This window comes from Cecembia rubra (assembly GCF_003014575.1).
GTDB lineage: Bacteria > Bacteroidota > Bacteroidia > Cytophagales > Cyclobacteriaceae > Cecembia_A > Cecembia_A rubra.
In genome coordinates this window covers 417,366-443,687 of record NZ_PYGF01000002.1, presented here as the reverse complement: position 1 = coordinate 443,687, position 26,322 = coordinate 417,366, and the positions used below count along the sequence as shown (strand labels likewise).

The following is a 26,322-nucleotide window of genomic DNA, read 5'->3' as shown; positions in this document are numbered from 1 at the left end:
TCTCTCACATCAAAATGTGAATTTTTCCTTATAACTCACTTCTGAAGTCTTAAATCCAATCCTTACAGCCAATGCTGCTACTTTTTCCCCTACCGGAATCGGTTTGTGGTATAATTCCCAATGCTTGCTCCCAATATTTTCCCCTATTTGATAGGCTATGCTTGCTCCTTCTGTAGCTGATGATAAATGCCAATGGTTACCAATCTGCTTATACTCAACTGGTTTTGTCACAGGCTGCTTCATCCCTGGCCACATCATATTGACAAGGTCATATTCAGGTACAAAGCCTAAATCCCCAACATCTAATTGCCATTTAGAAAGTGCGGAGCGCATTTCATTTAACTTTTCATCGAATTCCGGTAAATGCGCAAGGTTTCTGACTTCAAAAGGATCGGTTTCTAAATCATACAATTCCTCCAAAGGTTTGGTCTTCATAAAAATATAGGCTGCATCCCCTTCTAATTCGCCATTTTGGTCCATTCCTATAAGGACTTTGGTCATTTCAATCTGTTCCCTATATGAATTCCTGTAAATAAGAGGTAATTCTGGTCTAAAATTACGGACATAAACAAATCTTCCATCTATCACCGACCTGCTCATATCCACTGCTTCGTCAAATCTGTCAGCCGAACCAAAAGCATATGGATGAGGTTTGTCTACTTTAAATTCTCCCAAGAAGGCTTTTCCATGCATGTAACTTGGGGGCTTCAGCCCTGCCAAAGACATGACTGTAGGACCAAGGTCCATCAAGGAAACAATATCTTCCACCACGGTTCCAGCTCCATAACCATTGGGAAACCTCACCAAAAGCGGTACCCTTAAACCAGAATTCCCAACTGCTCTTTTTTGCCTCAACAAAGGACCTCCATGGTCTGACCAAAAGAAAATGATGGTATTGTCCATTAAACCCTCCCTTTCCAAATTATCCAGCATTTCTCCTACTTGTTGGTCAAGTTCCAGGATATTGGAATATACCCTCCCTACATCCTGTCTGACTACTGGAATATCTGGAAAATAACCAGGCAAGGCTACCCTACCCTTATCCGACAAAAAAGGATCGTCTTTTTTCATAAAAACCCTAGATTCATGGGTGACCTCATGGTTGAAAACCGCGAAGAAAGGTTGGCCAGGATTTCTATTTTTGTAAGTGGCATCCCGCCCGATTTCATCCCAAGCTGTGATAGGAGAGTTGAATTGGTAATCTGTCTTGGCATTATTGGAGCTGTAATACCCAGCAGCACGCAGGTACTCTGTAAAGACCTTTACAAAGGAAGGAGGTACCGCCGCATATTCGGGCACATTTCTACCTTTAATATCTGTGAGTCCATAATAATCCTGATAGGTTTCTTTTTCAGGCTCCCTGTAAGCATAATGTGGGCCTGTCCGCATATTATGAGTGCCAATGCTTACAGGATACATCCCTGTAATGATACTACTACGACTTGGTGCACACACTCCCGCAGTTGCAAAGGCATTTTTATAGGTTATCCCCTCTCTGGCCAAACGGTCAATATTGGGAGTCCTAATGGAAGAATCCCCATAAACTGCCAACAATTGGCTAATATCTTCCACCGAAATCCATAAGATATTTGGCTTTTCTTTGAATGATTGGGCTTGGCACTCATTAGAAGGAACCGCCAAAATAAATATGCATACCGCAAGATTAATAATTGCTTTCATTACTTGGATTTCCGACACCTGTTGAGATGTAAAATACTAAAAAGACCAGGTAAAAAAAATTTAAATGCTCAGCTTACATCTTAAAATAAATTACTCATAACCAATCCTGTAAATCTTACCATCAAACCCACAGATATACAATTCATTTTTTTCATCAAGCCCAAATGATGAAATCCTAAAAGGAACTTTGAATATCTCCTTATTGATAGGATTTTGTAAATTGGAAAAGTCAAGGGTCCAAATCCTGCCTGATACAAAATCCCCATATACATACTAGGGGGCACAAAACAAAACGTACTAAAACGGCTAAAACGGATTTTTGATTAAAAACGGCTTTTCCAGTAAACGGAGGCCGTTTTTTTATGCTTTTTATACCGGAAGGATCTTAAATCAAAACGTCCCAACATACCATTAGCTACCACACCGGTTCAACCCACACATCAAAACTCCTGGGAAATGTAGTGCAATCTACCATTTTAGGCCTCAAATGCATCTAAAAAGCCTTTTTTAATCACCGGCAACATCGCTTCCAAGCACCAACGACAATAAATAAGTAAAAGAATTTTCACTGCCATTAAAATGAAAACAATTGGAATAGATGGACAAATAGATGGACAAATAGATGGACATTTTAGGGTAAAAAATGAGCTGTTCAGGTACCCATATTTCCAAAAATGAACACGAAAAGCGCAAAAAACAGCATATAAGTACCCCCATAATACCACTTTTTTGACAATACAATAAATTTATAAAACACTGTAAATCAATATTTTAATCAGTTTTTTATAAAAAATATGGCTAAAAGTGTGTGCGTGGGAGGTTTTTTTAATGGTCAATTGTCCCTAAACGGCCCCAGTAGGATCATAGGTACCTTTTTGCGGTTCCGGTCTTTTGATTGCTATCATTTGTTTAAGTGTAGCTATTGTTTCCCTTTGAGATTCAATTGTGATCTCCTGGGCCTTGATGGTTTTATTCAATGCATTAATAGTTTCATCAAAATTGACATTTAAGAGAGATTGAGGGTTTTTCTCTTTTACATGAGTTGATGGTCTTATCATTGGGCCTATGTCATTAAAAATCCAATCGAAAGATATTTCGAGATCATTACACATTTTCACAATAAAGTCTACTTTAGGAATTATTTTTGACCTATAATTCCTAATATTTGCCTCACTTGTTTCGAATTTTTTCGCGAATGCAGAGTTATTTCCGTTAAAAAATATTTCCGCTATCTCATTGATTTTGTGAATTATATCCATGTTCTTAAAATTTAAGCGAAAAAAGTTTCGATAAATAATTGCATAAATCGAAACAACTTTCGATAATTGTGAGAGTATTAACAAATATAAAACATGAGCGGTCAAAACAAAAAAGTCAGATACCCACAGAACAAATACCTCAAAGTAGAGGTGGTCAAGGCTGAGAGGACCATAAAAGATATAGCCAAGGAAATAGGGTGCTCAAGAGAAGTGGTCAGCATGATCGTCAACGGGCATTACAAAGGAGACAACATAGTACCAAAAATCAAGGAAATACTAAAAATCAAATAATTATGTCAAACGCAAGGTATAAAAAAGCTGAAGTCTATTTAAGAGAAAAAAGACTTCAGCTGGAATCATCTAATCACGGTTCATGGCTAGCTCGACCATTTCGTGAATTTCAAACCGCTTCTTCACTATCTCAGATTCAGACACAGTGCCCTGGAGCTGATCGAGTGCTCCGTTTACATTCCGGAGCAGATTACTATAGTACTCCCTGTTCAGCTGATGGATCTGTTGTGTGGAAAGTACGGCAGAAAGTCCATCGGTTATCAGCTTTTTTAAAAGCATTATTTCGGCACTTTGTACGGCCATTGTGATGATAAGATGCTCTACGTCATCGTTGAGCTGCTTCAAAGAAATCTCTTTCATTGCTATCTAAAGTTTGGTATTCGATAAAGATAGCACAATTCCCGGAAGGCATACACATCCGGTTCGGGTCCGGAGCGGGAACAAAATCAAATCAACATGCAGATTCTCCCTTACGAAAAATACAACGGTCAGCTAGGTGTCAGGATAAGTTTCCTGGTATCCGATGAAGAAAAGGCACATCCTGGCTCAGTTAAGGTAGCTTCTTATGAAGCTATTGCAAAAAGAGCCAAGAGATATCCAGGATTCAGACTGAAGGAGGGCAAAGGTCCGGGAAATGAAGCGCTGATCTCCTGGAAGGCCATGCCTTATGAGTGGCAATCTGCATGCAGGGATATGCTGGGCAATCCTGAGACAGAGTACAATGCACTGGAAAAACACTTTATACTTTCAGCTGAAGCAAAGACATTTTATGACAGGTTCCAGTTTGACAATGACGAATACCTTACTTCTGAGCAAAAAGACAAATACACTGTAAATGCTTCAGTACTGGAAGCTGTGCTAAGGCTTAAGTCAGACAGACTGGCACAAAGAAGAAGCAGGGGCGGCAATTCCAAGGGAATATGGGAAAGCCTTAGAAATGATGTGGTCGCTTTCCAGGATAATCTGAAAAAACTCGGATACACCACACATACACTTCCTTCTTCTGTAAAGAGGCTTAAAATAAGGATTAATGAGTTTTTAAAATTCAAGTACGAAAGTCTGATCGACGGGAGACATAACAATAAGAATGCCCAGATTGTGACTCCAGAGATGATCGTATTATGGCAGAATATTTTTGCGGGCCAGAAAAACAGAAAACCTACTTACATCGAGGTGGCCATGCGCTATGAGGCATTCCTAAACGGAGATCTTGAGATCATCAACAATTCTACGGGAGAGATTTTTGACAGGGACGACAAAGCATACCGTCCTGCATCTGAAAGCACAGTTTACAGCTATCAGAGCGCATGGGCACAGAGATCTGTCAGTCATGCCATCAGGTCAGGGGATAGACAGAAATTCAAATCGGCTTATGAGCCATGGCACAAGCTTATGCAGCCCCAATATGCCGGATCCATGATCTCCATAGATGACCGTCAGCCGCCATTTGAGTATGCATCAGGAAAGAGAATGTGGTTTTATAATGCAATAGACCTGGGGTCAGAGGCATTTACCTGCTGGGTATGGGGAGACAGTAAAGAAGGGATAATTGAGGGATTCTACAGGCAAATGGTCAGAAATTATGCCGCCTGGGGTCTGAACCTCCCTTGGGAGCTGGAGGGGGAAATGTCCCTCAACAGTATGTACAAGGATAACCTGCTCCAAAACGGAGCTATGTTCCAGCATGTGAGAATAGAGGCCAATAATGCCCGGGGCAAACGGATCGAAGCTTACTATAGGCCGCTAAGGTACAAATATGAAAAGGATGAAATAGGATGGCTTGCAAGGCCGCACGCACTTTCTGAAGCAAACCAGGCGGGACCTTGGAAGAAAGTACAGCTCTCCAAAGACAAGATAGTGGAGAAAGCGTTCAGGGCCATTGAGAGATGGAACAATGACCTTCACTCAAATCAGGAGAAATATCCGGGCATGAGCCGGTGGGATGTATTTATGGACAACCAGCACCCTGACCTTAAGCCGATCAACTGGGCAGGCATACTTCCATACATCGGATATGAGACAGAGAGCAGTATGAAGCTGGGAAGGATCATACTACAGGGAAAGCACCGGGTGGTGGGATATGAAGGGGAAGTGGCCACAGGTGAAAAACTCATCAACATCATGAAGAGAATTGAAGGCAAACAGGTGGTAGTAAGATGGCTGGATGATCACCAGGGCAATGTGCTCAAAAGCCTGGTGTATGACAGATCAGGGAATCTTATATGTGAGCTTCTGGGAGACCTTGGGTACAACAGGTCAGTTCTTGAAAGAACAGAAGGCGATGAGCGAAACAGGGAACTTATGAGTGCTTACAGCGCCACAGTACAGGGTTATATCAGGTCAAATACTCAAGAGGTAGAATCGATCACAATTATTGAAAAACCAAAGACCACTAAGGGAAGGTTTGTCATCCCGGATCTTCAAAAATACGAGGCGAAAACCAATGAATCCGAAGTCCTTCCACCTGCTGAGGATATGCCTGATGTCAATTACAGTACAAAATTCAATACTTCAACAGCATCAAGATTTTAACACATACACTATGAAACTAACACCTGAATTTCGGCTTAAAGTAGTAGAAATACTCAAGGAAGTAAGGACACGCTACGGCGGAAGTGATTCTGCTTTTGCCAAACAATGGGGTATCAACGGATCAATCTGGTCCAGAATGAAAAACGGTGAAACCGAAGGTGTTCTCAAAGACGCACAGTGGCTGAATATAGGAAGGGAACTGAATGTGGTCATGAACCAGCGCAAATGGAACATGGCACGCACTGAGGTATTTGATGCGATCAAGTCAGATGTCGAGTTCTGCCAGTCCAATGCCAAAGGTATGCTCCTGGTAGATGACTGTGCCATCGGCAAGACCTTCACAGCTAAGTACCTCTCCAAGACAATGCACAACTGCTTCTACATAGACGCCTCACAGTGCAAGACCAAAAACCTCTTTATCCGTGCAATGGCAAAAGCAATAGGTCTTGACCAGAACGGAAGGATTGCAGACATCAAGGCAAATATCAAATATTACCTAAGGATGCTTGAAAATCCTGTACTGATCATCGACGAAGCTGGCGACCTGGAATACACGGCGTTTCTTGAACTTAAGGAATTCTGGAATGCTACTGAAGGGGTGTGCGGATGGTACCTCATGGGTGCTGATGGGCTAAAAGCCAAAATGGAAAGAGGCATAAGCTGGAAAAAAGTAGGCTATAGAGAGCTCCTTAGCAGATACTCTGATAAGTACATGAAGATAGTGCCTTCTGACAGAAATGAACGCATGTCATTCTACAAGAAGATGATACATGACGTACTGGCGGTCAATATCAAGGACAAAAACAAGCTCAACAGCCTGGTGAACAAATGCCTTGCTACAGATGCCAATGGAGATATTGGAGGCCTAAGAAGGGCAGAGACACTGTTAATCCTACATGATGTATAAGTATGGCCGGAGAGCGAATAAAAAGAGCCCTCAGCGTCAATGACATCTTATCCAAGCAATATGAACTTATCGAATTTGAAGGTGAATGGTACCAGGCCTTTTCCAAGCCGGAAAATAGAGGAGTCTGGTTTATCTGGGGCAACAGTGGCAATGGTAAAACATCCTTTGTGCTACAGATGATCAAAGAACTGTCAAAATATTTCAGGATAGTATTCAACAGCCTTGAAGAGGGTGACGGACATACAATACAGAATGCATTTATAAGGGAAGGTATGAATGAAGCAGCTAAGAAACTCATCATCACTTCAGAAAGCATGTCAGACCTGGGCAAGCGGCTTGGTAAAAGAAAAAGTCCGGAAGTGGCCGTGATAGATTCCTACCAGTACACTGAAATGAGTTTTAAGGATTATCTCAGGTTCAAAAATAAGCATCCGGATAAGCTACTCATCTTCATCTCTCAGGCTGACGGCAAAAGGCCAATGGGAAGGGCAGCAGTATCGGTCATGTACGATGCGAGTCTTAAAATATGGATTGAAGGATACAGAGCATTTTCCAAAGGAAGGTACATAGGGCCAAACGGCGGGACATACACAATATTTGAAGAAGGGGCCGCCCTATATCACGGAAACTGACATGAAAACACTTAGCCCCAAATCACACATCGGAAAGGTCCGAAAGGCCTCAAAAGACCAAAAGCAGGAAATCCAGGATTTACTCATGTGGTCAGATGATGCATACTGCAGGTTCCAGTTCAGGGAATACTGTCATTTTGTGGAGACACTTACCACGGGATGGCTCAAAGTCAGAGAGCAGATACTTTACAGTCCGGTATTCAGAGGATTCTGGAACAATGAGTGGAATGCAAGGGACAGGGAATTCCTGGAGTTTACAGATTCATTTTCTAAATATCCGCTTGATCAGCAGGAAAGAGTCTATTGCATGACTGAATACATGCTGCTTCACAGCCACAAGGCACTTCTTGAAGACGATGAATTCATGATGAGGTATTACCAGATTTTGAAATTATTATGATCAATCCCGAAAAACTTATTTCTGCTGTAGAAGAGTACTTTGAAATAAGGGCAGAACAGATACAGAGCAGGGCAAGAAATAGAGGTCTGAGCTACCCTCGCAAAATCATTGCATACGCTCTGAAGGATATGCAGCTGCACTATGCAGTAAAGATTACTGGCAGATCACCGGAAACATTGAGACAGTGGATAGGACAGATGAGTGTATGGCTTGACCACGACCCACAGGTAAAGAAAGATTACGAATCTATCATGCAGCTAATAGAATCAAATATGACAATCAAACTCAATCTAAGCCAGTTACACAGCCTTTACATCATTCTCAGTGACTTCACTTCAAGAAGCACTGATGATGTAGCCTTAAAGCTCCTCAGTCTCCATATGGACGACATCAAAGAGAAGATCAGGAAAAACATCAGGAATGATAAACCAAATCTAAAGCTTGACCAGAAGCAGGGATGTGCCTTCATGGTATGGCATCTGAGCTTCTCACAATACTATCAGGTGGGGAATCCCCATGGATACATGACTATCCTCGATGTGATCAATCAGTTAAAACCAATACAAAATGCCAAACAAGTCCCAGACTGAAATACAAAAGCAGATCCTTGAGCTATCCGATGAAATAGAAGCCACCAAGGATCCAGAGACTATCCGCAAACTTAGCAAGCGGATAGTGGATCTCGAATCAAATCTTCAAAAACTAAAATCAAAACTCAAATGAATGAAGCAATCTTAAACAAACCCGTGTCAGAGCTCACTACAGAGGAGCTTGACCAGCTGCTTAAAGAAAGAGCTCTAAAGGCCAAAGCTGAGAAAGAACGCAAAGAGCGTGCCTATCAAAACCGTAAAAACGAACTGGTGCGAGAACTGGTACATAATGCCGAAGAAATAAGGACGCTGTTAAAGGAATTCAAAGATCAGGCCTTTGATAAGCTGAAGGATCACTATGGTGTAATGAAGGAATTTGGCGATGTGAAGTCCAATAACAAAGGAAACTTCCAGTTAAAAAGCGATGATGGGGCTTACAAAGTGGAATTTTCCAACCAGGTCATCAAAGAGTTTGATGAGCGGGCAGAGATGGCAGCACATCACCTGGAGGATTTTCTCCTTACACATGTCAAGAAGAAGGATACTGCCATGTACGAATACATCAAAGGTGTTACTGAAAAGAAGAATGACAAGTTTGATATCAACTTAGTCGGCAGGCTCTTTAAGATGGAAGACAAATTTGACCATCCTTCCTGGATCAAAGCAATTGAACTGTTCAAGGCCTCTTATGTAGAAGTAGACAGCGCCCAGTACGTTCGCTTTTTCAAGCGGAACGATCAGAGCGGAAAGTACGAAAACATCAACCTAAACTTCGCATCGGTATGAGAACATGGTTTATATGCACGCTTAAGTATGCCAAAGAAAATGAGCAGGGACTATTGAAAGCTGTCTCTGAAAAATACCTGATAGATGCAGTGTCTTTTACTGAAGCTGAAGCTACAGTCTACGAAGTTTTGGGCAATTATATCAGGGGTGATTTTCAGGTTACAGCAGTCACTAAGAGTAACATTGTCGATGTATTCATCTATGAGGATTCCGATTACTGGTGGCAGTGCAAAATTACTTACTTCATTGTAGACGGTGATTCGGGGCGTGAAAAGAAAGTAACACAGTTCATGCTGGTCTCTGCAAATGATGTAAAGGAGGCATATGACCGGATCAATGAGAGCCTAAGCAATATGCTGGTAACCTTCAGGTTAACAGAAATAAAGGAAAGCCCAATCCAGGCATGCTTATAGAGCTATCCAAGATATTAAAGAATTGGGATTTGTAATAGATTCCAAAACCTCTAACAAAACTAAATTTTATAAAATATCTGATTTTCCACAATCCATAAAAAGACTGATTAATGAAGTATCAAAAAAACATAATGGTTGACATCGAGACATTTGGTACCGGAGAAAGGGCCCTGATCATCAGTATAGCCATGGTGCCATTCCATATGGAATACAAGACACTGGATGTGCCCAACTTCAGGGCCAATGTCTCTATCCAGAGCGGGCTTGATGCCGGACTGCAGATAGACGAAAGTACACTGCTCTGGTGGATAGATCAGGACAGGGAAGTACTTAAATGCAACCTGGTCGATCCGCGTCCCCTCAAAGTAGTGCTGGCCGAACTTTCCCTATGGTATATGAGGCATTTCGATCAGGATACACTTGTATGGGGCAACGGCCCCAGTTTTGACAATGCCATCCTTAGCGCTGCATTTAAGTCAGTGGGGTCTGTTGCTCCATGGAAGCATTACAATGAACGTTGCGTGAGGACTTATCTGCACGGCTGGAGGCCCATCCTACAGGAGAGGGTGAAGTTCCTGGGAAGCAAACACCTGCCAGTAGCCGACGCACAGCATCAGATCAGATGCATTAAATATGTCTATCAACAAAACAACGTCCTGCCATGAATTACGAGTTTGCCCTTAAGATGGCCAATCAGATCAAAAGTGAGCTGGCCCCCCACTGTGAGCGGATAGAGATCGCCGGTAGCATCAGGAGAAAGAAAGCTGATGGCATCAAGGATGTCGAAATAGTATGCATACCAAAGCCCTACAATGTAGGCCTGTTCCGATCAGGAATAGCGACAGTCATCGAGCAATGGCCAAAAATAAAAGGAGATCTACCATGCAAGTACACACAGCGCATTTATGCTACTCATGGCAATGAGGTCATTAAAGTAGACATCTTCTTCGCAACTCCTGAGAACTGGGGAATGATCCTAGCCATCCGAACTGGATCGGCTGAATTCAGTCACAAAGTACTCGCTACAGCTTGGAGCCGTAAGGGCTACGAAAGCCGAGAAGGTGTTCTCTATAAGGAAGATATTCTCTACAATGATCGGGGCAATGCAGTCCAAATCAGGGAGGAAATCGATTTATTCAGGTTGCTCGGTATTGATTGGGTGGAGCCTGAGAATAGACATTAAATAAAATATTATGCTACTAGGATTTAAAGAAAGGTTTGAAAAACCGATACTGGACGGGACTAAGAAGTTCACGATCCGCAAAAAGCGGAGAAGGGTGCCCAAAATAGGTGAGACCCTGTACATGTACAAGCATATCCGCACCAAGAATGTCAGGAAGATCACCGACCAGTTTACCCTAACGGCTACCCAATTGGTCAGTGCCGTCATCAGACAAGACAGTAAAAAATTCTGGACTGTATCGATCAAAGTGGACGGTAGGAGGTTGGACAGCTCGGAAATTGAAGCATTTGTAAAGGCTGATGGATTTGAAAGCGTCGAAGACTTCAGGGACTACTGGCTTGAAGGTGTCAGGCCTGATGATGTCGGTCTGAGAATAGGAGATTTTGACAATCACATCATTTATCACTGGACAAACATTTTAATCTAAAAAAACCATGAACGAATTACAGGAAATCGAACCGATCAGAAGCCTCAAAGAAGTGGGAGGATTCAGCAAAGAAGAAAAACTCGTATACATCGCAGGTCCTGTCAGCGGCAGGAATCCCTATGATACGGCCATACTCTTTGCAGAGGCCGGACTAGAACTTGCTAATGACGGATTTACCATATTTGATCCACTGGCACATGTGCATCCACAGTGCAGCTGGGAGGAGGCCATGAGGATAGCCATACACATGATGATGATCTGTGACTATATCTATCTGCTTCCCGGATGGCAGGAGAGCAAGGGAGCCAGCTGGGAAAGGGAGATAGCCCTCAAAGTCGGTATACAGATCCTTACCGATGAGATCAGGGATCAGGTGAGGAAGGAGTTTAAGGAAACCATAGAGAGAGACGAGAAGCGAGATGCGAGATAAAAGAGAACGGAAAGGAGGAGAAAAATGGCTAATGAAAAAATTGAATTTAAGTTTGATTTCTTGCCTGTCGAAAAGGTTATTGAAGTCACTGAGGACACTGTTCATGACAATATGTATAAACTTAAACGAGCTAAAACTAGACAAGCAAAGAAGGGCATTGAAAGCAGTTTACAATTTTTTGGTACGGTTGGTTACTACTTCAAAATCATTAAGAGTATGACCGATGAGGAGTTTATCCAAGCGGAGCAAAATTATAATCTGAGGCAGTTAAAGGAATCAAGATGAGTAGAAACTACGCACAGTTCTATGCCCTGATCAGGGAGCTTCCTTTGAGTAAGGAAGATATAGTGAACGGTTTTACCGGGGGAGCTACCAGCTCTCTCCGGGACCTTTCGGACCGGCAGTACATGGAGCTGCTGGAAATGATTCAAAGGGACAAAACAAACTCCGGATGGACACCAAAGCCCGGAGACAGACAGCGCAAGAAGATGATCAGTCTGGCCAGGCAGATGGGATGGGGATGTGAGTCTGCCAATCCACAAAAAAAAATCCTGGAGCGACTGAATACATGGTGCCTGGCACAGAAGTACAAAAAGCCCCTCATGCAGCATACAGAAAACGAGCTCAATGTAATCCTTTCCATATTTGAAGAAAAGGTATACGTAAGCTACCTCAGAGATCTCAATAAGACTTAAGAAAATAGACATAAGATGGAAAAACTACAAGACACTGATCCGATGCCATTCGGCAAGCATAAGGGCACTCCAATGGCCAACGTGCCTGATCCATACCTGAAGTGGCTTTATTCACAGATCATGAAAAACGTCGAGTCTGGAAGACAGATAAGCGAAGAGTACCATAAGGTCATCATGTACATAGAAGACTTCGGAGTAGACAACCTCAATGACACCTGATATCACATGAAAACAGTCTATAGACTCTCATCTACCAAACTCAAAGGCCACTTCCTCGTATCCTTCGAGCAGGGCAGATTAACAGGCTTTGAAATGGCTTTTAAAAACGGTATAACAGACTATCTCTATGACCGATTCCTGAGCGCACTGCCCATACTGGAAGAATTCATCGGCAGGTATGAGTCTATGGGGCTGAAGGTAGAGCGTGTCGCTGCCCCCAATGAAAAGATAGCCATCTTCTGCCGTATATATGAGCAGCACGTAGGTATCAAGTATAAGGTGATCGGTGCCGATGCGGGCAAGATCAAGCATGTGCAGTTAGATGAAGCCCTGCTGCACCACTACTTCAGGTCGGATAACTTCCTCTGGAAGGGAAAGTACAGCATCTCCAACCTGGTCAGGTACTACAATGAGCTGCGTGCGGAGATGGCCACAGGCGGCAGGCAGAAGCATCCGGATGAATGGGACGCCTCCTACTGCACCAAGCTGAAGGCTGATCAGCTGAGCGACTACTACCGGCACCTACGGTCCAGGGGACTTAGAGCCATCAAGGACCAGACCGGAAGGATCATCGATTGGAAGTAAAAAAACACCCTGTTTTTTTGTAAATAAAATTTTTTCGTATATTAGCAACGCTAAGTCTATTTCTCATATGGGTGTAAGAGCCCGTAGCGTCGCTTCAGGGCATTTTTTATGTCCAATTGATAAAGCGGTACCTAACCCCTTTCCATGGTTGTAATGGCTATGGAGGCCCATGTGAGTGGACTTAGCAGAGGGAAGTGGGTACCGCCCTTTTTTTTGGTGCCTCCGAGGATAGGGATTATCCAAAGCTAAAAAACTCATATAAAAATGTTAACATTACATCAGAGCCCAGCTCAGGCCAAAAATGAGCAACGGATTACATCACTTGAAATGGCTGAAATTACGCAGACCCTTCACAAAAATCTACTCCAGTCAGTTAGAAATCAGGAAGTAAGTTGGAGTCAAGTTACTGGGCTGAAATTTCAGCTCAGTGAATACAGCGATGCAAGTGGCAGAAAATTACCTATGTATGAATTCAATCAAGCAGAAAGTTTGTACATTGCTTCAAAGTTTAACGATGAAGTGAGGGCAAGGCTTGTCGTCAGGTGGATGCAACTGGAGCAGGAGAACAGTAAGCTTAAGAGAAGGCTTAAGCTACGGGATGATGAGAGACTAACACTGGAGCTGATCGCCAAATACCTTATCCCTGGTGATCAGAAATCAATAGCCAATAAGCTGGGCGTAGCCAGGCGCACTGTGTCCGCTGTGAAGTGCGGACGTACCCGCTCGGCCAGGATCATGTCCGCCTTGATCGATCAGGCAGTGTATAACAAGGAGCAGAACAGACAGCTCGTCATCGGATACGCTCCGGACCTCCTGGGGCAGGCCATCAGCAGACTCGGAGGAGGTGCGCATGTGTAAGTCATGTGATACCACAGGGAGGTCAGGCTGGGACCTGAGCCCGATCAGCAAGATCGTCGAGGAGCAGGCATCTCCAGAGGATATGGCCAGGTACCTGGACACTGTAGAGGAAAAGCTCCTCAGCTACATCTTGACAGATGAGCATGCAGGTGGCCCGGTGGGAATAGAGAGCGAGTGGTACTACCTGAGACAGCTCAGGAAGGCTTTTGAACAGATACATAACCAAAAAAAATAATCCATAACCGGGGGCGACAAGCCCCCACAAACTCTTAAAGTCATGAAAAAGTTAGTTTTTATTTTGTTTGCCTTAAGCATATTTTCTAATGTATATGCTCAAAAAAACCTAAATTTTGATTTAGCATTTGGTGCTAATTACCCAAGATTTACAGATCTTCCTTTTGATTATAAAGGAGACTTTGGTTTTAATGGCACCTTAAGGATGTGGTACAATATATCAGATGAATTTTCTATAGGTGTAGAGACAAATTACATGCAGTTGAATCACAGTAACAATGATGGAGCCTTTTTAAAGTCACATTATATTGGCTTACCTTTACTTGTTAAAAGAACTTTCCCTAGCAACCTATATGTTGCTGTAGGCGTTGGTTATTTAGGTTTGGCAGCATCAGAGGAAGTTTCATTCAGAACTGAGGTAGCAGGCTCAAGCATACCCGCACCATTCTCTGAATTACAAGGATTTATTTATTTACCAGCCACTTTAGGTTATAATATTTCAAAAGGTTTATTTGTTGAGATTAATAGTCTATGGGGTTTAAGTAATATGTCAAAAACCTATGAATATAAAGCAAGCCCAATTGCCTTGTCTTTAGGTTTTAGGCTTTAAGATTGAAACTTCCTGAAAACTTTTTTTGACCTGTCAGTATGGCAGGTTTTTTTTGTTTTATGCCCTATAATCGTGACAATTACAAGAAGAGAGTGCAGCGTATCCGCGAGGTGTACCTTCAGGTAAAGGAGGAAGATGTACCGGATACGAGGATAGTTCGGAGTATTTTTCCGAAGCACGGTATTTTTATCAGCTACCGGCAGTGGATGAATATGAAGCATATGCGGATACATAGGCCTCCGTCCTCCGTGATCAGTCCTAATCAGCTGGCTCTGTTCAGCTGATCGGTAACGGAGAGATAAGCGGTGGTTTTAATCCCGCTTATCGGATGTTAGCGATCAGATTTTTATTACTTCAAAAGGCAATAATCCGCATTATTGCCTTTTTCATTCCGCTGCGGACACATCGAGAAACTCCGTGGAAAAAGGCATCTCTGTGATCTTGATCCTGTCGGGACGTGCTGTCTCTATCTGTTGGGTCCTTCTTAGCGGCGTAGTGCTCTCTATCCGCTGTCCCTGGAGCTTGGTGTACACTTCCCTGACAGTGTGGTAATATGCGAGAGCTTTTTGCTTATGGTAAGCGGCTGTACGCTGCGATGTCTCTCCGGTATAGCTGAATCCAAGCTTTACATTGATGACTATCTGACACTTCTGCTTCTTCTGTCCGAGCTCAATGGCGTTGGTGATGTCGGTCGATATCAGTGCACATGGGAATGCCACACTGGGCCTTACATTGAAGTCATCGAGCTGACCGAAGTCCATGTCTATCCACTTGAGGTCTTCTATTTCGGCAAGTCTGTCGGCTACGGCAAGGTAGATCTGTTCCAGTTCCATATTATTTGAATTTAAAGTTTGCTTTGATACGTGCGATGATCTGTAGGTTCAGTTCCTTGGCATAGCCCATGTACTGACGCTGCGGAATCGTAACGGATGATTTTCTGAAGCTGAATCCCTGTCCTGATTGGCGGTTTCGGATTTTGGAGAATTTGCCGGTCTTTTTGTTACGGGTACGGATGAATGTCTCCGATCTTGCCCCCCTCTTGATGACTCCCCCTTCATTGTGTATCCTGGCATAGGGTACTTTGCTGTTACCGGCTGCTATTACGACTTTATCAGGGCTTCTTTCGGCTTCCTTGATTGAGTTCATGAGTTTGGAGGTACGGACCATCAGAGAGCCTCTTTTGGGCCTGTAGGTCTTCGATACGGCAGGCCATGGCTTTCCGTCAAATGCCTTCCTGCTGAATGAATTCCTGTAGTATTCCCTTGCCGTATTGGAAATATAGGCAGGAACACTGCTGTCAAAGTATTGTCCGAACTTCCTGAAGAACCTGTCCAGGTCAGCATTTGAATCTGTTGCCATAATTTTACGTATATTTGTATATGCCTTTGAAGGCGGTAATTCCCGGCCGGTATCACAGAAGCCAGAGGACCGGGAAGGCTGCACGAACAGCGTCTGACAAGGAAAGCTTTATCCCGCCCCGACGGCTGTCAGGACGGGATTATTTTTTGATCAACAGTCCCCTGCGGTACCGGTCTATGACTTCCTGTTTTTCATTCAGGGGAAACCAGGTGAGCAGCTCTACGATATTGGATTTGTTCTGCCTACCGATGACTACAATCGTCCGATCAAGGTAATACTTCAGGTAAACCATTTCGTCCATTTTGGAAGTGGCTGTTTTTCCCCTCAGCCATACTTCATCCGCAGAATCTATTGTATCCGTAACCGCCTCCAGTAAAAGGCTTCTTTTTGCTTTTTTGCCTGTGGTATGGATTTCGAATACTGTCGGATTGATGGCCAGTGCACGGCCGTTGTAATCGTAAATAGTAGGTACATTGTTCAGTGTGGCACGGTTGGCCAGCCATTCCTGGGCAGATCCTTCATATGTGGGCGCATCAGCTTTAGCGGTTTTTTTGGCTTCTGAATATGGTTTCATCCGGTAGTCGTCTGCGGTAAGGCTGTTTAACTGCCTGTTGGTCTGACTGAGGTTTTTACCTGTGATATACTGCTGATTGGCCGTGAATACTTCACCGGTCACGGCCCTGTTGACACCGAATCCCTGTGATACCGCTCGGTCAAATTCATCTGAACCAAAGTAATCATTCACCCTGTCACGCTGTTCACTAAAATTGATCCCCTGCACTTCCTCCCTGCTTCTGGCCACTACGTAGCACCTGCAGTTCCATCCGTTTGGAGGATAGATCTTTTGCCACATAGGATCATTTGCAGGAAGGATAAGACCGTCGAGATCCGCATGTTCAGGCCTCACTGACCCATCTCCCACAGTCCTGTATTCCCAGTAAGGGAATACTTCGGCATCCTGCATGAGGCTGTAATAGGTAGTGGCACCTTCTCCGGTGAGCACAGCGGTATCATATTCGGTCCTGAGCCATGTTTCATTGAACACGTCACCTATGCGCTGTGCATTGGTCCTGAACACGTCGAAGTTCGGCGCATCCCTGAATGCCTGGTTGAGCGCCTGTACTTCAGCCAGCGTCTTGCCTGCTGAGAACCTGAACATATTGAGCTCAAAGGAAGTCAGCAGATGGGGATCGTCGATCCCGTACCTGATTTCAACCTGTCCAAAGTCCAGTCTTTTTGCCACTATAGCGGACAGCTTGATCTTAGATCCTGACAGGCCCCTGTTGAATCCTTTGATGAGGGTTTTGGCGGTGGACTGCATGGTCTCAGGGCTAAACCTGAGCGATCCTTCAGCTTCAGCTATCTGCTGTATAAGGGTTTCAGTTTTTGGGGCTTCTTTTGGAAGCTTTAGTCCGATTGTGTGGAGACATCCACATTCTGCCCTCCTGTCCTGGGACAGGAGGGCTTTGTGAAAAAAACCCTGTTCTCCTCTGTGTGACATCATGAGGCCGAGGGTTTCTTCAAAAGAAGTACGTGTGCGCTCTGCGGTGATCTCTATGCCGAATTTTTCTTTGATCCATTCGGGATCTATCTGGTAATGCGGCAAAAGGCCCTGTACAAATTTCCACAGGTCACCGAGATCCTCTGCAGGTTCAAATTCAAACGTAAGCTCTCCTTTCAGCACGCCATGTGCCACAAGTGCCGGAATGATGGTGTTGTTCCATGCTTCCTCAATTCTGGCCATGTCCGACTGTACAAGAAGCCAGAGCATATCAAAAGATACCTGGTCTTTGGACCTGCTACCGTTTTCCGTATCCTGTCCGATCAGACCGCCTACGATCATCTGGCAGATTTTGTCCCTAAGGTGGTTTAAGAGGTTTTTGTACACGTCACCGTTGGTACTTACACCCTTGGCAAATTCAAACTCCTCAGTCTCGTCGATGATGAACCAGGAAGCGGATCCCATATCCCTCATCATCCTCTCGGCCCTGTTGAGCTGGGTGGTATCCTGTGTATTGGTTTTCATCACCCTTGGGGGTATCCCGTAGATCTCTGCCAGTTCTGACCAGCAAGATTCGGTAAACCTTGTCAGCAGTACAGGGGCTACAAGCTTATTGAGAAGTCCTTCGTGTCCGGAATAGAATTCAAGAATCCATGTGCCGTATTCTGGAAGCTCACGGTATTTTATGTATTGTGTAGGGTCTGTGTAGTCTTTGAAGAAGCGTCCGTTCTGAGGTGTGAAATTGTATCTTGGCACCACCTCGGCATTAAGCTTCTTTGTCCCTATGTATTCTTTTATGGAGAATTCCACGACATTGTACCCGAACCATTCGGTATCCAATACGGTCTGGTTAAAAAACCTGTACAGAGGATGTTTTTTGAGTAATTTGGTCTGTTCCTTATCAATCTCGCCGTTTGGCTTTTTGAGTGAGAATTCAGAGGAATGCACCTGATTGTCCCTATTGGCCCTCTGAGATGTCACAAGGGCATCAAGCATAACCTCATCATAGAGCAGCTGCAGTCTCCAGTTGGACGGATCATCTGCAAGCCTGGAAATGTTGAGTGCATTGTTCCAGGATCTGATATCCTGCCTTACCCGTGAAACAGATTTTGCAGTCCATGGCAGTACTCTTTTTCCTACCTTGGAGTTGGTGTTTTTATTTTCCATTTGTTAAAATCCGGAGTGGTTGAATTTTGAATTGCTGCCTGATCTGAAGGGTTTGATATAATCATCGCTCATGAGCGGCCATCCCTTCATGACAGTCCTGGATATCTGTATGAGGCCCTTGATGGCGGCACTGTACCTTCTTTCTGCGAGTTCAAGATCCACGGTCACATTGGCCACAGCTATAAAGTGCCACTTGGCTATATCCTTGATATAGGTGATGAGGTTGCTGTATTTTTTTTTGTCTTCACCTTCAGTGGAGAATATCGCTTCAGTGTCATATTTGCTCAGGTACTGTGATGATTCCTGAATTGCTGCGGTGATCGCTTCCTCTATATTGGAATCATCTTCACGTGAAATAGCATCCATACCTTCAGGATAGATGTGGGTGGACAGGTCTTCTTTGTTGATAAACGGCATGTCAGTAATGGTTATCGGTTCGCTCCCCAAACTTGTAATCTGCTGATCTGTGGTGCGTCCTTCGGTTGACGTATGTAAATGCTCCATGTACGGCATCAGGGCCGTCATCATGTGCCTGGGATCCTTTTTCAAATGCCAGGAACTGGTTGATCAGCTCCAGCTGGTCTATGGTCTGATAGTCCTCATTGAAGAAGACCATATGTGATTCAAAGAAACCTGCAAGGGATTCAATCCGGTCAAATTTATCACCCTTAGCCCTCTTGTCCGGCCTTACGGGAATATGGTAGCCACGCCTGTCACCTTCTAGCAGGAAATCATTGGTGAACTCGTCCATGGCAAAAAGTCCTTCAATGAGGTATCTTATATTATGACGCTGAAGTCCGAACATTTCGTAAGTTTCATACAGCCAGGAGGCTACATCTGCCCGGCTCTTCTGTCTGAGATAGCAGAGGATTATATGGAATTCCCTGCCTTTTTTTCCGACCAATACCATGGCCTTAAAGTCACCGTTTGCCTTGTAGGAAAGGTCACCGTAAAAACATAGCGCATCATAATCCTTAAGCCAATAGGGTGATTTGAAAAGCATGTCTCTGGACTTGAATACCTTGCCCTCTTCAATGTGTACGTGCATAAATTCACGCATGAATGAGCGATAGGGCATGTTTTCGTATTTGTCACGCCAGTAGTCTGCACCTCCCCTTTCCGGCCATTCGGGTTCAAATGTGGTCAGGTCCTTGACAGCACATACCCTGAACACCTCAAAAAGTGTCCTTGAAGCCCTTCCGCTGATGGCCTGCTTCTGTAGCTGTTCTAGGAAATAAACCCTTAGCCTGTTGGTGATGGAATTTCGGTGGAAGTTGTTGTTGGCATAGATGAACCTATTGGTGGAATCCTGATCGGAATCAAAACATCCCCACACGTCTTCAGTGAGGAAATCAAGGGCTTCACGCATCAGACGGTCATTGTTTACGTGCTTCTTGCTGTCCACATCATCCACTACGATATAATCAGGCCTGTCCGCATCCTGTCTTGAACCCCTTGGATCCTGTCCGAATCCAAGTGACATGAACCTTACTCCATCCGTGGTAAGGAAGTCACCGGAAGCCCAGTCTCCGTGCTGTACTTTTTCGCCATAGTCGTTTTTGAGCCTGTTATTGTGTGTAAGCTGTGATTGTATTCCGCCAAGGAGTTTTTTGGCCTTTTCCTCTGTCTGACCTATCAGGAGCATGTATTTAAGATCTCCCTTGGCCAGGTACATAAACAATGGAAGCCCCATATCGATATGTACAGACTTGCCTGCACCCCTGTACATCTCTGCCAGCAGCCTTAGGGATTTATTGTTGATGACAAGCTCTGCAAGTCTTCTGTGGAACCATGCCGATTTTTTCTTGGCAAAGTTGGGGAAGTAATACTCAAACCATGCGATGTAGTCCTTTTCCAGTCTGCGTACCCTTTTTGCCTTAGCTTCGGGGTTTTCATGGATATCAATGGTGGTGGACTTTGATATCCTAGCGCAGTGCTTGTCATAATCTGCGAGAAGTTTTAAGTACTTTCTGTTTTCGATGCTCATCAGCCTTCGAGGTTAATGCGGTGAATCAAAAACTGCTTATGCCAGTGTATGCACTTGAGTGCGAATTCCGGATCTTCTTCGGATATGAAATTATCCAGGTCTTTAAGTATCCTGGATACGACTGTTGGATCAGCCTTCTTTTCCACTTTGTCCAGGGCAGACATAAGTTTGGATATGCCATCGGCCGGCAGTTTTGGCTGATTTCCCTGGGCCACTGAAAGGAGTTCCTGCTGCAGTAGCTGTTTTATCTTGACGGGTGAGGCGTGATAGTTGAGTCTTTCGTTTTCCCAGTTGTCCTTGAAAGACCAGTCCCCGATGGTCTTCTCCGTAACCCCGAAAAGCTCTGCCACTTCCTTTTTAGTGGCGCCGAAGTTTTCGACAAAGTAGTCTTTAGCCTGGTATCTTATTTTGTCTTTTTTGCCTGCCATTTGCCCTTTTTTCTGCCAAAAGTGGCCCAAAATGCCTTTGTAATAAAAAAAGCGGGCAAGGGTTGCACAACTATTTCTTGCTTAATGAATGTCCTTGAATCTTTGGGTTCACAAAGGGCAAACAATTAGAACAGCGACCGGATGGCAACATGGGTATTAAATGATGAGACGAAGGCAAACGTGTACGGTTTCCGTGTGAAGAATTCAGGCATTGACCTGGAGCGCTTCCGGCAGAATCCGGTAATGCTCGCTATGCATAAGGACTGGGACCTAATGTCTATTATCGGTCGCTGGACTAACATCCGTATCGAAGGGAATCTGTTACTGGCAGACGATGAATTTGATATGGATGATGAAGATACTGCCAAGATAGCCGGTAAAGTGAAGCGTGGGTTTATCAAGGCATGTTCTATGGGCTTTCTTTTTCTTCAGGAAAACCTTGAAAAAGCTGTTGACGGGCTTTTTGACCTGGTACAATCAGAACTCTATGAAGCCTCACTGGTAACCATTCCGGGCAATGCCAATGCGGTAAGGCTCTATGCCGCTCCGGGCAAGCTGATGAGTGATGACCAGATCAGGTTATGCCTTTCTGCAGTAAAGGAATCCCCTGATACTAAAAAAGTGACATCAGGAAAACCAAAATCAAATTTCAACCATATGGAAAAATTCATCTTAAGCGGCCCGGCCTTATCGGTACTGTTGGCTGCCGGCCTGAGCAATCAGGATGATGCTGGGGCGGTCAATGCCGCCATAGCCAAGCTTGGTACCGATCTTAAGCAGGCACAGGACGATCTGACCACGGCAAAGCAGACTATCCAGACCATGAAGGATGCGCAGCTCGCTGCTGTCAAAAAAGAGGCAGAGACACTGGTAGATGCCGCCGTAGTGGCGGGTAAGCTTACAGCTGACAAAAAAGAACAGTTTGTAACCCTTGCCATCAACGACATCTCCCTTGCCAAATCAATTCTTGAGAATATGCCAGGAAAGACCGGTCTTGCCGCAGGCATCAAAGGAAGTCCGGCAGGCGGGTCGGCTGATCAGCCAAAGAGCCTGGATGAGTTTCAGAAACTTCCTCTGGCCAGGCAGCTTGCTTTCAAGAATGAGAACCCTGAAGCTTATCAGGCCTTGTTTGCCTGATAGCTGAAATCGCCACAAATAGTAAAAAGCCCCGGTATTAATTAGGCTTTATACACAATTTAAACACAGCAGAATATGCCATTAAATTTTCCTGAGGTATGGAGAGCTCGAGTAGAGACCAACCTTAGAGCAACTGACGAAGCCCCTTGGCTTGAAGGTGTCGATGAGCTTGACACCACGGTACTGGAAGTAGGATCCGGTTCGGCGTCTGAGCAGAACATCATCCATATCCCGACCACGGATTTTGAACCGGATGTGCTGATCAATAATACCACCTATCCTCTGGCCCTTCAGGCCTACACTGATGACAAGGTTACCATACAGCTGGACAAGTACCAGACCAAAGTGATAACCTTGAGTGATGATCAGGTAATCGGTGCGTCTTATGACAGGATCGATGCGGCCACACGTACGCTTATCCAGGCTATCCTGAAAAAGAAATATGCCAAAGCCATCCATGCCATTGCGCCCGCAGCCAATACAGCGCTTACGCCTGTAGTCCTCACTACCGGAGCGATTGTCGGAGGAGCTGCTGCAGGCAGAAGGATCATGAGATATGAAGATCTCGTGACACTTAAGGATAAGTTTGACAAAATGGAGGTTCCAATGTCCGGGAGAAGGATCGTGCTTTCAACGGATCACTTTAACGATGCCCTTCTTGACCGTCAGAGATTCGGTGATTCGCTTGTGAACTACAATGCGGGTACTGTAGCTCCTGTAATCGCAGGATTCCAGATCTATGGATATGTGGCCAATCCGTATTATACCGGCACCAACAAGAAAGCCTGGGGTGCTGCTCCTGTAGCGGGTGACCATCAGGCATCTGTGGCCTACTATGTGCCTAATATAGCACGTAAGACAGGTATGACCAAGCAGTATTTCAAGTCAAGTGTCATTGATCCTGAAAATCAGGATAACAGATACGCTATCCGCCACTACTTCATTGCCGTTCCAAAAAGGGCGAAGTATATAGGGGCTATAGCTTCAGATGAAGTGTCCGGAGGATAATATGAGGGCATTTCTTGTATATCTGCTCAATTCATTCAATTACAACAGCTGGGGGCAGCTGCTCAAGTCACTTGCCCCCAGTCTGAAGTATGATCTTACCCAGACCATCATGATCGTAAGTGCCCTGAGTGCGCTTGTCACCAGGCTGTTTGGCATTGACTGGGTAGCCTTTCTCTTTCTGTTGCTTTCGTTTTTTGTAGAGCTCCGGACAGGTATTAAGGCAAGCCAGATCAAAGGTGAGCCATTTGAAAGCAAAAGGCTGAGCAGGTTCAGTTTTAAGGTCCTGCAGTACCTGATCATCATAGGGCTCCCACATCTTTTTGCCATCAGTTATTACAATATGGGAAGGATGATGGCCTATGAGGTGTTTTCATGGATACATCTGTTCTTATGCACGCAGATTGTCCTGGAGATAATAGTATCTATAGCTGAGAATATGGCTGTGATCAGGGGCAAGGAAAAGAGCCATTGGATCAATGAGCTTAAGGATAAAATCAACAGGGTATGGAAATAAAGCATTTTAATCCAGCTGAGTTTGACAGCAATGATGGTGACGGGAGCGGAAGAGGCACCGGGGGAAATATGAGGATCAGTACATTACTGATGCTCGACAGTGCAAGGGAGATTGCGGGGATTCCCTTTAGGATCAATTCCGGCTTCCGCACCAAAAAACACAATGACGCTGTGGGAGGATCTAAAAATTCATCCCATATGAAAGGCTATGCTGCTGATATTGCCACTGATCCGGAAACCCAAAGCCAGGTCATTGAAGCCTGTAAAAAAGCAGGCTTCAGAAGGATAGGTATATACAGGAACTTTGTCCACGTGGACAATGATCCGGACAAACCTGATGCACAATGGCGGGGAGGATATTAGTTTTTCTTACTGGGGCGGTTTTCCTTCTGGTCTGCAGCTGCGGTTCTGTCAGGAAATCAAAGATGTCCGGCAGCTATACCGAAAGTGAAGAAAAGGAACTCATCTATCTGAACAGTTCTGGCCATTTTGAACAGTTTCAGTTCGGCGATTCCCTGACCGGAAGGATTCCATTACCTCCCCTGGGCACAGTACCGGTAGTGATACCGGTATCGGGTAAGGGGATAAGCCTGGAGCTGAGTATAACAGATACAGAGCTGTCATACAATGCAGTGTCGAGGCCAGTGGCAAGATCAAAACTCTCGTACGGCAGTCAGGAAGTGTACGGAAGGACTGAAAACCAATCGGGAAATTCTGTAATTGAAGAATCCAGTGTGAGGAAAAGCAATAATTTATGGTTCCGGATAGTGATGTGGGCCTCTTTGATACTTATCCTATGGGTTCTTTGGAAAACAAGAAGACCAATTAGAAAAATTATCGGTTTATGAAAGATTCAAAAAAACTGGCAGATATCGCAAAGATGGTATTTGCCGCACACACTGCAGCCAAGGTTTTTTATTTTACTTCTGACGGGCAGGCGTTTTCGGAAAAGTCCGATGCTGTAAACCATGGCAGAAGCCTTGAGGACAAAGAAGTCACAGAGGTTACCAGGGCAATGGCAGTAAGCGGAAACATAAGCTTTGCTTCTTCAGAGCAGAAATCTGTAAATGAAGATCAGGGTAAAGCCAAGAATGAGTTCCAGGCAACAGGTACAAGAAGTGAAAGTACGCTTGGCGCACAGGGTACGGCAGATCCTGAGAGGGATCAGCTGGTCAAAAGACATGAGGAGCTTTCTGGTAAAAAACCAGTTGCAAATATCGGCATGGACAAGCTCAGGGAGCGTGTGGCCGAACTTGAAAAAGCAGCAACGGAACCTGAACCAGCACCTGTAAACAATGAGGAAAACCAAAAATCTGAATAAGGATGGGAAAAGTAAAATACGGCGCCAAGAAGATCGAATTTGGTGACTTCAACCCCACAACCGGAGCGACATCCAATTATGTGGCCATTCCGGTGTACAGGGACAGCTTTGTAATGACAGAGCCTGAGCCTTCTGTTACTCCGCACTTTGAGCAGGGCAAAATCAATCCAAGGGTAAGAAGGGTATCACCTGCGGCTATCGATGTAAGTTTTCAGTTGATGGAAACTGATCCTGATGCTCTTGAAATGGCTCTTGGTGGAACAGTGACCACGGTGAATACCGTAAAAAAATGGAACGCACCGAAGTTCAGGGGCGAAAGGGTGAAAGCCTTAAGGATTACGGTAGAGGATGATTCAGTAATAGAGATCCCGGCGTTTTCGCACTATTCAAGGCCAAACTTTGAGATCACCGAGGCGAATATCAACCTGATCGATGTAAGCGGTGTGGTCATGGATACAGGTATCGATGAAGTTCCGGATTTCTCCTGGACTGATCCGCCTGCAGAAGGAGTGTAAGATGAAGCATCAGACTGAGCTAAATGCAGCGGTCAGTATCTTGGAAAGGGGCATCAGGGCTAAGGTCAGGGCCCCTTTTTTCTTAAGGATACTTGGCAGAAAGCATATATCGATAAGGATAAGAAAGCTTTATGCAGGGACATTGCTCGAATGCAGTGCCGCATATCTTGCCACAGGGATCAAAGAAGAGGAGCTCAAAGAGGTGGATACCGAAAGGGCTCTCGAGCTGATGCAGCTGCACGGGATAAAGATCGCCGAAGCTGTAGCGATTGCGGCTTTGAATTCAAAATGGAAGATCAGGATGTTTTCAAAAATGATGGCCTCATTCCTGGTATGGAATATGCACTGGAGGGAGCTTTTTGCACTTCTTGAATTTATCCTGGTGTATAACGGCACTTCGGATTTTATGAATACTACCAGATTGCTAAGGGCAGCCAAGATCACAGATCCAAGCAATCTGGGTCAAAACAAAAAGAAAGGGAGTTAAAGGCCAGCGGCCTTCATAGCCCGATGGGGATATTCTTCCATGTGTGCGAAAAGACCGGCTGGTCTCTTCAGTACGTCATCTGGGGAATTCCCTGGTCTGTGGTACTGTCGGGGATGTCCGACGCACCGGCAATGATTGAATCAAGTGATGTCAGGGAGGGAAATCCTT

General features: G+C 44.6%; 37 protein-coding genes. 28 read left to right on the top strand and 9 right to left on the bottom strand.

Annotated features, from left to right (window positions below; all coding sequences use genetic code 11):
- Positions 1-9: 9 nt before the first annotated feature.
- On the bottom strand, positions 10-1,680 hold the full coding sequence (locus CLV48_RS06745) for a sulfatase family protein (protein ID WP_106566493.1): 1,671 nt from the start codon (positions 1,678-1,680) through the stop codon (positions 10-12).
- Positions 1,681-2,522: 842 nt separating this feature from the next.
- The gene (locus CLV48_RS06735) at positions 2,523-2,939 is read right to left on the bottom strand and encodes a hypothetical protein (RefSeq protein WP_106566492.1); all 417 of its coding nucleotides are present in this window, start codon (positions 2,937-2,939) and stop codon (positions 2,523-2,525) included.
- Positions 2,940-3,032: 93 nt separating this feature from the next.
- On the opposite strand from CLV48_RS06735, the gene CLV48_RS06730 reads away from it, so the two are divergent.
- A complete protein-coding gene (locus CLV48_RS06730) occupies positions 3,033-3,230 on the top strand; it encodes a helix-turn-helix domain-containing protein (RefSeq protein WP_106566491.1) in 198 nt (65 codons plus the stop codon).
- A gap of 69 nt (positions 3,231-3,299) precedes the next feature.
- Here CLV48_RS06730 and CLV48_RS06725 read toward each other — a convergent pair whose 3' ends face one another.
- On the bottom strand, positions 3,300-3,590 hold the full coding sequence (locus CLV48_RS06725) for a hypothetical protein (protein WP_106566490.1): 291 nt from the start codon (positions 3,588-3,590) through the stop codon (positions 3,300-3,302).
- A 96-nt stretch (positions 3,591-3,686) separates the two neighbouring features.
- On the opposite strand from CLV48_RS06725, the gene CLV48_RS06720 reads away from it, so the two are divergent.
- The 19 genes from CLV48_RS06720 (at position 3,687) to CLV48_RS06635 (ending at position 14,731) form a co-directional block, all read left to right on the top strand.
- Entirely contained in the window at positions 3,687-5,762 is a 2,076-nt protein-coding gene (locus tag CLV48_RS06720) for a hypothetical protein (RefSeq protein WP_106566489.1), read from the top strand.
- A 10-nt stretch (positions 5,763-5,772) separates the two neighbouring features.
- Positions 5,773-6,669 (top strand): AAA family ATPase, encoded by an 897-nt coding sequence (locus CLV48_RS06715; protein WP_170068991.1) that lies wholly within the window; start codon positions 5,773-5,775, stop codon positions 6,667-6,669.
- 2 nt (positions 6,670-6,671) lie between these two features.
- Entirely contained in the window at positions 6,672-7,301 is a 630-nt protein-coding gene (locus tag CLV48_RS06710; protein WP_106566487.1) for a hypothetical protein, read from the top strand.
- Between the two features lies 1 nt (position 7,302).
- Positions 7,303-7,701, top strand: coding sequence for a hypothetical protein (locus CLV48_RS06705; RefSeq protein WP_106566486.1), 399 nt, complete (start codon positions 7,303-7,305; stop codon positions 7,699-7,701).
- Entirely contained in the window at positions 7,698-8,291 is a 594-nt protein-coding gene (locus tag CLV48_RS06700; RefSeq protein ID WP_106566485.1) for a hypothetical protein, read from the top strand. The genes CLV48_RS06705 and CLV48_RS06700 overlap by 4 nt, the downstream gene beginning before the upstream one ends.
- Entirely contained in the window at positions 8,269-8,424 is a 156-nt protein-coding gene (locus CLV48_RS20515; RefSeq protein WP_170068990.1) for a hypothetical protein, read from the top strand. The genes CLV48_RS06700 and CLV48_RS20515 overlap by 23 nt, the downstream gene beginning before the upstream one ends.
- Positions 8,421-9,077 (top strand): DUF3164 family protein, encoded by a 657-nt coding sequence (locus tag CLV48_RS06695; RefSeq protein ID WP_106566484.1) that lies wholly within the window; start codon positions 8,421-8,423, stop codon positions 9,075-9,077. Before CLV48_RS20515 ends, CLV48_RS06695 begins: the two co-directional genes overlap by 4 nt.
- On the top strand, positions 9,074-9,490 hold the full coding sequence (locus tag CLV48_RS06690; RefSeq protein WP_106566483.1) for a DUF4494 domain-containing protein: 417 nt from the start codon (positions 9,074-9,076) through the stop codon (positions 9,488-9,490). The genes CLV48_RS06695 and CLV48_RS06690 overlap by 4 nt, the downstream gene beginning before the upstream one ends.
- A 110-nt stretch (positions 9,491-9,600) precedes the next feature.
- Positions 9,601-10,155 carry a 3'-5' exonuclease gene (locus tag CLV48_RS06685; RefSeq protein WP_106566482.1) on the top strand — a complete coding sequence of 185 codons (555 nt, stop codon included), beginning with the start codon at positions 9,601-9,603 and terminating at the stop codon, positions 10,153-10,155.
- Positions 10,152-10,673 carry a nucleotidyltransferase family protein gene (locus tag CLV48_RS06680; RefSeq protein ID WP_106566481.1) on the top strand — a complete coding sequence of 174 codons (522 nt, stop codon included), beginning with the start codon at positions 10,152-10,154 and terminating at the stop codon, positions 10,671-10,673. The genes CLV48_RS06685 and CLV48_RS06680 overlap by 4 nt, the downstream gene beginning before the upstream one ends.
- Positions 10,674-10,683: 10 nt before the next feature.
- Entirely contained in the window at positions 10,684-11,100 is a 417-nt protein-coding gene (locus tag CLV48_RS06675; RefSeq protein WP_106566480.1) for an ASCH domain-containing protein, read from the top strand.
- 7 nt (positions 11,101-11,107) lie between these two features.
- Positions 11,108-11,530 (top strand): DUF4406 domain-containing protein, encoded by a 423-nt coding sequence (locus tag CLV48_RS06670; protein ID WP_106566479.1) that lies wholly within the window; start codon positions 11,108-11,110, stop codon positions 11,528-11,530.
- A gap of 24 nt (positions 11,531-11,554) precedes the next feature.
- Entirely contained in the window at positions 11,555-11,815 is a 261-nt protein-coding gene (locus CLV48_RS06665) for a hypothetical protein (RefSeq protein WP_106566478.1), read from the top strand.
- Positions 11,812-12,225: a hypothetical protein gene (locus tag CLV48_RS06660; protein ID WP_106566477.1), complete on the top strand. Its 414-nt coding sequence runs from the start codon at positions 11,812-11,814 to the stop codon at positions 12,223-12,225. Before CLV48_RS06665 ends, CLV48_RS06660 begins: the two co-directional genes overlap by 4 nt.
- Positions 12,226-12,240: 15 nt before the next feature.
- Positions 12,241-12,444: a putative quorum-sensing-regulated virulence factor gene (locus CLV48_RS20830; RefSeq protein WP_106566476.1), complete on the top strand. Its 204-nt coding sequence runs from the start codon at positions 12,241-12,243 to the stop codon at positions 12,442-12,444.
- 6 nt (positions 12,445-12,450) lie between these two features.
- Positions 12,451-13,029 carry a hypothetical protein gene (locus CLV48_RS06650; protein WP_106566475.1) on the top strand — a complete coding sequence of 193 codons (579 nt, stop codon included), beginning with the start codon at positions 12,451-12,453 and terminating at the stop codon, positions 13,027-13,029.
- Between the two features lie 264 nt (positions 13,030-13,293).
- A complete protein-coding gene (locus CLV48_RS06645) occupies positions 13,294-13,887 on the top strand; it encodes a Rha family transcriptional regulator (RefSeq protein WP_106566474.1) in 594 nt (197 codons plus the stop codon).
- Positions 13,880-14,122 carry a hypothetical protein gene (locus CLV48_RS06640; protein WP_106566473.1) on the top strand — a complete coding sequence of 81 codons (243 nt, stop codon included), beginning with the start codon at positions 13,880-13,882 and terminating at the stop codon, positions 14,120-14,122. The genes CLV48_RS06645 and CLV48_RS06640 overlap by 8 nt, the downstream gene beginning before the upstream one ends.
- 42 nt (positions 14,123-14,164) lie before the next feature.
- A complete protein-coding gene (locus CLV48_RS06635) occupies positions 14,165-14,731 on the top strand; it encodes an outer membrane beta-barrel protein (protein WP_106566472.1) in 567 nt (188 codons plus the stop codon).
- Positions 14,732-15,117: 386 nt separating this feature from the next.
- On the opposite strand, the gene CLV48_RS06625 is transcribed toward CLV48_RS06635, so the two are convergent.
- From CLV48_RS06625 to CLV48_RS06600, 6 genes are all read right to left on the bottom strand, one after another.
- Positions 15,118-15,564 carry a hypothetical protein gene (locus CLV48_RS06625; RefSeq protein ID WP_106566471.1) on the bottom strand — a complete coding sequence of 149 codons (447 nt, stop codon included), beginning with the start codon at positions 15,562-15,564 and terminating at the stop codon, positions 15,118-15,120.
- A 1-nt stretch (position 15,565) separates the two neighbouring features.
- Positions 15,566-16,090, bottom strand: a complete 525-nt coding sequence (locus tag CLV48_RS06620) for a phage virion morphogenesis family protein (protein ID WP_106566555.1) — start codon at positions 16,088-16,090, stop codon at positions 15,566-15,568.
- Between the two features lie 139 nt (positions 16,091-16,229).
- A complete protein-coding gene (locus CLV48_RS06615; RefSeq protein WP_106566470.1) occupies positions 16,230-18,758 on the bottom strand; it encodes a phage portal protein family protein in 2,529 nt (842 codons plus the stop codon).
- A 3-nt stretch (positions 18,759-18,761) separates the two neighbouring features.
- A complete protein-coding gene (locus CLV48_RS06610; protein WP_106566469.1) occupies positions 18,762-19,175 on the bottom strand; it encodes a DUF1320 domain-containing protein in 414 nt (137 codons plus the stop codon).
- Position 19,176: 1 nt separating this feature from the next.
- Positions 19,177-20,745, bottom strand: coding sequence for a phage terminase large subunit (gene terL / locus CLV48_RS06605; RefSeq protein ID WP_106566468.1), 1,569 nt, complete (start codon positions 20,743-20,745; stop codon positions 19,177-19,179).
- Positions 20,745-21,173, bottom strand: coding sequence for a phage terminase small subunit-related protein (locus tag CLV48_RS06600; RefSeq protein WP_106566467.1), 429 nt, complete (start codon positions 21,171-21,173; stop codon positions 20,745-20,747). Before CLV48_RS06600 ends, terL begins: the two co-directional genes overlap by 1 nt.
- 141 nt (positions 21,174-21,314) lie before the next feature.
- Here CLV48_RS06600 and CLV48_RS06595 point away from each other — a divergent pair, with 141 nt between their 5' ends.
- The 8 genes from CLV48_RS06595 to CLV48_RS06560 all read left to right on the top strand — a co-directional run bounded on the left by CLV48_RS06595 (position 21,315) and on the right by CLV48_RS06560 (position 26,154).
- The gene (locus CLV48_RS06595; protein WP_106566466.1) at positions 21,315-22,310 is read left to right on the top strand and encodes an HK97 family phage prohead protease; all 996 of its coding nucleotides are present in this window, start codon (positions 21,315-21,317) and stop codon (positions 22,308-22,310) included.
- Positions 22,311-22,385: 75 nt separating this feature from the next.
- Positions 22,386-23,318 (top strand): phage major capsid protein, encoded by a 933-nt coding sequence (locus CLV48_RS06590; protein WP_106566465.1) that lies wholly within the window; start codon positions 22,386-22,388, stop codon positions 23,316-23,318.
- A gap of 1 nt (position 23,319) precedes the next feature.
- Positions 23,320-23,832 (top strand): phage holin family protein, encoded by a 513-nt coding sequence (locus CLV48_RS06585; protein ID WP_170068989.1) that lies wholly within the window; start codon positions 23,320-23,322, stop codon positions 23,830-23,832.
- Entirely contained in the window at positions 23,823-24,194 is a 372-nt protein-coding gene (locus CLV48_RS06580) for a D-Ala-D-Ala carboxypeptidase family metallohydrolase (protein WP_106566463.1), read from the top strand. The genes CLV48_RS06585 and CLV48_RS06580 overlap by 10 nt, the downstream gene beginning before the upstream one ends.
- The gene (locus tag CLV48_RS06575; protein WP_146140073.1) at positions 24,176-24,679 is read left to right on the top strand and encodes a hypothetical protein; all 504 of its coding nucleotides are present in this window, start codon (positions 24,176-24,178) and stop codon (positions 24,677-24,679) included. Before CLV48_RS06580 ends, CLV48_RS06575 begins: the two co-directional genes overlap by 19 nt.
- The gene (locus tag CLV48_RS06570) at positions 24,676-25,152 is read left to right on the top strand and encodes a hypothetical protein (RefSeq protein ID WP_106566461.1); all 477 of its coding nucleotides are present in this window, start codon (positions 24,676-24,678) and stop codon (positions 25,150-25,152) included. The genes CLV48_RS06575 and CLV48_RS06570 overlap by 4 nt, the downstream gene beginning before the upstream one ends.
- A gap of 2 nt (positions 25,153-25,154) precedes the next feature.
- The gene (locus CLV48_RS06565) at positions 25,155-25,667 is read left to right on the top strand and encodes a hypothetical protein (RefSeq protein WP_106566460.1); all 513 of its coding nucleotides are present in this window, start codon (positions 25,155-25,157) and stop codon (positions 25,665-25,667) included.
- Between the two features lies 1 nt (position 25,668).
- Positions 25,669-26,154, top strand: coding sequence for a hypothetical protein (locus tag CLV48_RS06560; RefSeq protein WP_106566459.1), 486 nt, complete (start codon positions 25,669-25,671; stop codon positions 26,152-26,154).
- Positions 26,155-26,322 lie beyond the last annotated feature (168 nt).

Coding starts and splice junctions, on each gene's coding strand:
- CLV48_RS20830 (WP_106566476.1), top strand. CDS start 12,241: ATGGAAAAACTACAAGACACTGATCCGATGCCATTCGGCAAGCATAAG.
- CLV48_RS06705 (WP_106566486.1), top strand. CDS start 7,303: ATGAAAACACTTAGCCCCAAATCACACATCGGAAAGGTCCGAAAGGCC.
- CLV48_RS06600 (WP_106566467.1), bottom strand. CDS start 21,173: ATGGCAGGCAAAAAAGACAAAATAAGATACCAGGCTAAAGACTACTTT.
- CLV48_RS06685 (WP_106566482.1), top strand. CDS start 9,601: ATGAAGTATCAAAAAAACATAATGGTTGACATCGAGACATTTGGTACC.
- CLV48_RS06665 (WP_106566478.1), top strand. CDS start 11,555: ATGGCTAATGAAAAAATTGAATTTAAGTTTGATTTCTTGCCTGTCGAA.
- CLV48_RS06745 (WP_106566493.1), bottom strand. CDS start 1,680: ATGAAAGCAATTATTAATCTTGCGGTATGCATATTTATTTTGGCGGTT.
- CLV48_RS06660 (WP_106566477.1), top strand. CDS start 11,812: ATGAGTAGAAACTACGCACAGTTCTATGCCCTGATCAGGGAGCTTCCT.
- CLV48_RS06700 (WP_106566485.1), top strand. CDS start 7,698: ATGATCAATCCCGAAAAACTTATTTCTGCTGTAGAAGAGTACTTTGAA.
- CLV48_RS06710 (WP_106566487.1), top strand. CDS start 6,672: ATGGCCGGAGAGCGAATAAAAAGAGCCCTCAGCGTCAATGACATCTTA.
- CLV48_RS06720 (WP_106566489.1), top strand. CDS start 3,687: ATGCAGATTCTCCCTTACGAAAAATACAACGGTCAGCTAGGTGTCAGG.
- CLV48_RS06590 (WP_106566465.1), top strand. CDS start 22,386: ATGCCATTAAATTTTCCTGAGGTATGGAGAGCTCGAGTAGAGACCAAC.
- CLV48_RS06580 (WP_106566463.1), top strand. CDS start 23,823: ATGGAAATAAAGCATTTTAATCCAGCTGAGTTTGACAGCAATGATGGT.
- CLV48_RS06620 (WP_106566555.1), bottom strand. CDS start 16,090: ATGGCAACAGATTCAAATGCTGACCTGGACAGGTTCTTCAGGAAGTTC.
- CLV48_RS06585 (WP_170068989.1), top strand. CDS start 23,320: ATGAGGGCATTTCTTGTATATCTGCTCAATTCATTCAATTACAACAGC.
- CLV48_RS06725 (WP_106566490.1), bottom strand. CDS start 3,590: ATGAAAGAGATTTCTTTGAAGCAGCTCAACGATGACGTAGAGCATCTT.
- CLV48_RS06650 (WP_106566475.1), top strand. CDS start 12,451: ATGAAAACAGTCTATAGACTCTCATCTACCAAACTCAAAGGCCACTTC.
- CLV48_RS06610 (WP_106566469.1), bottom strand. CDS start 19,175: ATGCCGTTTATCAACAAAGAAGACCTGTCCACCCACATCTATCCTGAA.
- CLV48_RS06570 (WP_106566461.1), top strand. CDS start 24,676: ATGAAAGATTCAAAAAAACTGGCAGATATCGCAAAGATGGTATTTGCC.
- CLV48_RS06690 (WP_106566483.1), top strand. CDS start 9,074: ATGAGAACATGGTTTATATGCACGCTTAAGTATGCCAAAGAAAATGAG.
- CLV48_RS06715 (WP_170068991.1), top strand. CDS start 5,773: ATGAAACTAACACCTGAATTTCGGCTTAAAGTAGTAGAAATACTCAAG.
- CLV48_RS06645 (WP_106566474.1), top strand. CDS start 13,294: ATGTTAACATTACATCAGAGCCCAGCTCAGGCCAAAAATGAGCAACGG.
- CLV48_RS06680 (WP_106566481.1), top strand. CDS start 10,152: ATGAATTACGAGTTTGCCCTTAAGATGGCCAATCAGATCAAAAGTGAG.
- CLV48_RS06730 (WP_106566491.1), top strand. CDS start 3,033: ATGAGCGGTCAAAACAAAAAAGTCAGATACCCACAGAACAAATACCTC.
- CLV48_RS06565 (WP_106566460.1), top strand. CDS start 25,155: ATGGGAAAAGTAAAATACGGCGCCAAGAAGATCGAATTTGGTGACTTC.
- CLV48_RS06560 (WP_106566459.1), top strand. CDS start 25,669: ATGAAGCATCAGACTGAGCTAAATGCAGCGGTCAGTATCTTGGAAAGG.
- CLV48_RS20515 (WP_170068990.1), top strand. CDS start 8,269: ATGCCAAACAAGTCCCAGACTGAAATACAAAAGCAGATCCTTGAGCTA.
- CLV48_RS06695 (WP_106566484.1), top strand. CDS start 8,421: ATGAATGAAGCAATCTTAAACAAACCCGTGTCAGAGCTCACTACAGAG.
- CLV48_RS06575 (WP_146140073.1), top strand. CDS start 24,176: ATGGCGGGGAGGATATTAGTTTTTCTTACTGGGGCGGTTTTCCTTCTG.
- CLV48_RS06625 (WP_106566471.1), bottom strand. CDS start 15,564: ATGGAACTGGAACAGATCTACCTTGCCGTAGCCGACAGACTTGCCGAA.
- CLV48_RS06640 (WP_106566473.1), top strand. CDS start 13,880: ATGTGTAAGTCATGTGATACCACAGGGAGGTCAGGCTGGGACCTGAGC.
- CLV48_RS06635 (WP_106566472.1), top strand. CDS start 14,165: ATGAAAAAGTTAGTTTTTATTTTGTTTGCCTTAAGCATATTTTCTAAT.
- CLV48_RS06670 (WP_106566479.1), top strand. CDS start 11,108: ATGAACGAATTACAGGAAATCGAACCGATCAGAAGCCTCAAAGAAGTG.
- CLV48_RS06675 (WP_106566480.1), top strand. CDS start 10,684: ATGCTACTAGGATTTAAAGAAAGGTTTGAAAAACCGATACTGGACGGG.
- CLV48_RS06595 (WP_106566466.1), top strand. CDS start 21,315: ATGGCAACATGGGTATTAAATGATGAGACGAAGGCAAACGTGTACGGT.
- terL (WP_106566468.1), bottom strand. CDS start 20,745: ATGAGCATCGAAAACAGAAAGTACTTAAAACTTCTCGCAGATTATGAC.
- CLV48_RS06615 (WP_106566470.1), bottom strand. CDS start 18,758: ATGGAAAATAAAAACACCAACTCCAAGGTAGGAAAAAGAGTACTGCCA.
- CLV48_RS06735 (WP_106566492.1), bottom strand. CDS start 2,939: ATGGATATAATTCACAAAATCAATGAGATAGCGGAAATATTTTTTAAC.